1 protein-coding gene, 1 pseudogene and 1 riboswitch are annotated in these 4,466 nt (G+C 38.4%); the gene and the pseudogene both read right to left on the reverse strand.

The genetic code is table 11. The annotated features are described in order from the left end of the window. Positions 1–2,373: glycoside hydrolase family 9 protein (locus tag H964_RS08460; RefSeq protein ID WP_039766620.1), on the reverse strand; the 2,373-nt coding region annotated here is incomplete at its 3' end. Between the two features lie 606 nt (positions 2,374–2,979). Next, a riboswitch (cyclic di-GMP riboswitch) is annotated at positions 2,980–3,069 on the reverse strand. A 148-nt stretch (positions 3,070–3,217) separates the two neighbouring features. Continuing rightward, positions 3,218–4,466: pseudogene (locus tag H964_RS08465) on the reverse strand (tapirin); the annotation flags it as partial.

Consider the following 4,466-nt stretch of genomic DNA (forward strand, 5'->3'; position numbering starts at 1 on the left):
TAAATAATAGTCCGCTCCACTTACACTACTGCTCAGCTTCACAAACTTGAATGTCACATTGCTTGCACCTATCTGTGCCCAGTCGCTTATCGCACTCTGTGCCTTGTCTCCATCTACCGTGTACCAGTACCTTATCGTTACCCTGCTCAAATCTATGCTACTGCTGCCACTATTTACTACCTTCAACCAAGGCCTTATCGTGTTAGTTGTGCTATTGGTCTCCTTGTTCGCATATAATACCTTTATCTGCCCACTTGCTACAGGTGTGCTGCTTGGTGTCGGTGTAGGTACAACTGTTACTGTCGGTGTCGGGGTTGACGTTGGGGTTGATGTCGGAGTAGGTGTTGGTGTGGGTGTAGGTGTTGATGTTGCTGTTGGTGTTGGGGTTGGTGTAGCAGTTACTGTAGGTGTTGGAGTTGGAGTTGCTCCAGAAGTTCCTGGTTCCTCACCCCATACTTTTACATCTCCATCATAAAGTGGAATATATTTAGTTTTAACAACTGAACCACTTGAAACTCCCTTTATATCTTGGAATGAATAGTCGTTGGAATTATCCCACTGTACATTCTGTGGCGCTGCAATTCTGAATTGAACTTCTTTCTTATATTTGTCTTGGCCACCTGGATAAATCAATGTACCAGTAAAGTCTACTAAAATGTAGTATATATTCCTGCTTGCATCCCATACATAAGGTCCACTTACTTTTGCACCTTGATTATAATTGGTACTTAAGGTTAATTGATTTGGTGAATATCCTGCTTTAATTAATTCGCTCAGATCAACAAAATATCTAAATTTAAGCTTATCTGTTGCTCTCGCGGGCCAACCACTCTGATTATTAACAATCGCCTTAATTTCAATAAAGTTTGTTCCAGAAGCATTTATACCAGCTTCAACAAAGAACTCGTCATTTGTTGGTGTTTCAATGGCTTTGAAGTCAGGTATTGGATTTCCACCATACAATAAGTACATCTTTGCCAATGCACCAACAAATCCTGCGTTGTAGTCACATGCTACCTCATTATTCACATAGTTGCTAATGTCATCTGTATAGCTATCATCAGAGCCTGGACCACCAACAAGCGCTCCATATAATGTATGTCTATGATATGAAGGTATACTCTGACTGTCTGCCCATGAGCTATGAGCAGTTCTGTGATGCGGTCTCTTTGGTGGATTTGTGCCAAATCCAACAACAAAGCTTCTTCCAGTTGAGCCTAATGCATAATCAATTTGGCTTTCTCCAAATTTTCTATATGTTTCTTTTTTACCAGTTGGGCAACCAGACCAATCGCTATAAACAAATGCCAAAAACGCTGTAGTTGTCGCATATCTTAAAGAACCCCATTGATCAAGCCATGCTAATCCTTTCGGAGTATACTTTATCCTTTCGCCGTTGTATCCTGTAGTCCAGTAATCTAAGTGACTCTCAATAATTTGTTTATAAGTATCCTTGCCGGTAACTTTTGCTAACAATAATGCCGCTCCATTGTGAACATCATCCCAGCAATGAGCCCATTTGTAGTCAATTGTGTTGCTACCTGAAATTTTTGGCCAATTTTGGACATATGACTCAGCTTTTGTTAGATATGTTGAATCATTTGTTGCCAAATACAACCAAACTGCTGCCCAAGAAAGCTCATCATAGAAACCGCTCCATGAATTATAATATCCATTTGCTGCCGTGTAACCAGCATCGCTTTTTGTCACTTCTGCAAACTCATATAAATCTTTTGCATGTTGCAGATATGTTGCTGCTTTAGTGGGATTTCTGTCTTTCAAAACAATAGAAGCTGCTGCTAAGGAAGCTGCCGTCTCTGCTACTACCGCAGAACCTGGACTGCTTTGTGTAACTTTAAATGAAGGCCTTTCCATTTGCATAACCTCAGCAGGACCCCACCATGCATGGTCCTTGCTGCCATCTCCAACCTGGTAATAGTATACATATTTGCTTGGATGACATTTTACAAAATAGTCATTAACCCACTCGATTTGGTTTAAGATATGTTCCAATTGGCCGCTCTTAACAAACGCATCTTTGTACTCATATACTGCCCATGACAACATTGTGCCAGTATACGACATTGGAAGGTTAAATTTGACATGATCACCTGCATCGAACCATCCACCTGTCAAATCAAGCCCATTGTCTTGACCATCCTTTAATGCTGAATCACCACGCCAGTTGTTGCGTACCCAATTCGGAAGTTTACCAGACATTTGAAATTCGTAAAACATGATAGCTTTTTGTAAAGCTTCCCCATAGTTAAACGAACCAGCCCTAACCTCCTGCCATGGTTTAACCCCATATACCACTCCTAAAATAAATATAAAAGTTACAACCATGGCAATAATTCTTCTGTAACGCTTCATAAATCTCTAACCCCCTCACTCAGTTTATTATAATTTTCGATTCTATTATATACCCAAAATATGTGCATGCCAATTGATTTTTTTTGTCTAATTTGTTTGTTTAATTGTCAAAAACACACTACGCTATTTCTATTTTCCTTCCTTATACGTACTTTTATTTCTCATATTCTTTTTATTACAAAATTATAACACAAATGTTTCTAATATTTTGCATTATTTTGCTCTATGGAGGTCAAAAAAATGCAACAAAATAATTTGATATTAAACGGAATTCATATGGATATGATCGGTTAAGAAAAGATAGTTATTTTTTTTTGAATAGCTTTATGATGTGGTAGAAACTTTTTTCAGTAGCTAAACAAAGTTAATATTGGCTGCCTCTGCACGGCAGCCAATATATAAGTATATATAATATTGTAAAGAGGGGGTTAGGGGATAGCTTCTTTCAGCGTTACAGAAGAATCTATATAAATTTTAGATTACTATCTTCTTTATACTTTAACATATACCTATGAACCATTTTTTAATTTCATTCCAAAAATAAAACGGCGTCACGCCAGACGCCGTTTTAACCTTTTCTCAACCCTCTATTAAGCCCGAGTAGGTTTCGGCAGCCTGGCAACCATAGGAAGTTTTACTCCCGACAGGCCCATGGCTTTGCGCCCCTGCCTTTCGACAGGTTTGCCCTTTCGACCACTCACTTCATATTTAATTTTTTAATTTCTTTATTTCACATTGCAATAATATTGTAACACTAACACCAATGATTTGTCAACTACTTTTTCATTTTAGGATAGTAGGAAAAAACCTTTACATATCCGTGTTACTAAGGTTTTTCACAATATTATCTTACAATAATATTTCTTCTTCTTACACTATATAAAGTATCATTTTGAATTGCATTTGTTTGGTTATATATTGTTGCCGGTGGAACATACCCAGTAGTATTTGTTACATGATTCTGAATGAGTGAACTCGGCGAACCATATATTAATGTTACACCATCAAATGGACTCCCGCCCGAACTATTTATATTAAGAGTATTACCTAACGCAATCAATTGACCATTTAATATTCTCGTTCCCACTGAAATAGTAATGTTGTTCCTTGCAAAAACATGCAATTGGAGTGGACTTGGAACTGGCGAAACGCCCATGCTTGCTAACCTGTTTTGAATCTCAACTTCAATTTCACCTGCATTACAATTTTCTCCAATAACAACAACTTGCGGAGGTGATTTAGAAATATCTGCAGCACTGTCAATTGAGGCTGGTGGAACTGGATCATGGGGTGTTATCGATGGTATACTTGTACTATTAGGAAAACTAAAATTTCTTATCTCATTTAAAATTTGTGGCAAGGGCGGATACGGAACTGAGGACACTACATTTATAACCCCACCTGAATTAACAATCCGACTGTAGTCAGGCGGCATCCTCGTCACAATGGTTGCGCCATTTTCTATTACTAACGTAGTTGGATTGTTCAAAAACTGAATCGAATCGCAATATACTACCGCACCAGATTTTATTGTAACTGTCCCCTGATCCTGTATTCTTAACGCACCCCTGATTACTCCTATTTTCTTTATTACAACATCTACCGCATTTGCTGTACTACCTTTAACTATGACATTCCCATCGCAGTATAACTCATCAAACTCATATCTACCTCTACCATATAATTCCGCATTTCCCCCCACGTACGTTATACCCATCTGCAAGCTAATATTTCTATCTCCAACACCCGTTCTTCTCAAATTTGACCTAATATAAGTTACATTGCTCACTTTTACATTGTCTTCGCGAACTTGTGGATTACCGTTCACACCCAGTGATAACTCACCCATTACCACCAAATTATTAATGTCAGTTTGCAAACCGCCGTGTGATTGTATGTCACCGCCTGTATGTACATTCCCGCCTATTATGGTAAAGTTAACATTTGCCACGAAGCTTCCATTTGTGTATAATGCATAATCAAACAAGTTAAATATTGAGGATGCAGCAGTAGTAGTTGCACTCGATACGCTACTTTCCAGCCCATTAGGCTTGGTTGCAAGTATTTCAACATCTAACCGCAATGTTCTCTTT

The sequence above is a fragment of the Caldicellulosiruptor sp. F32 genome, from assembly GCF_000404025.1.
Lineage (GTDB): Bacteria > Bacillota > Thermoanaerobacteria > Caldicellulosiruptorales > Caldicellulosiruptoraceae > Caldicellulosiruptor > Caldicellulosiruptor saccharolyticus.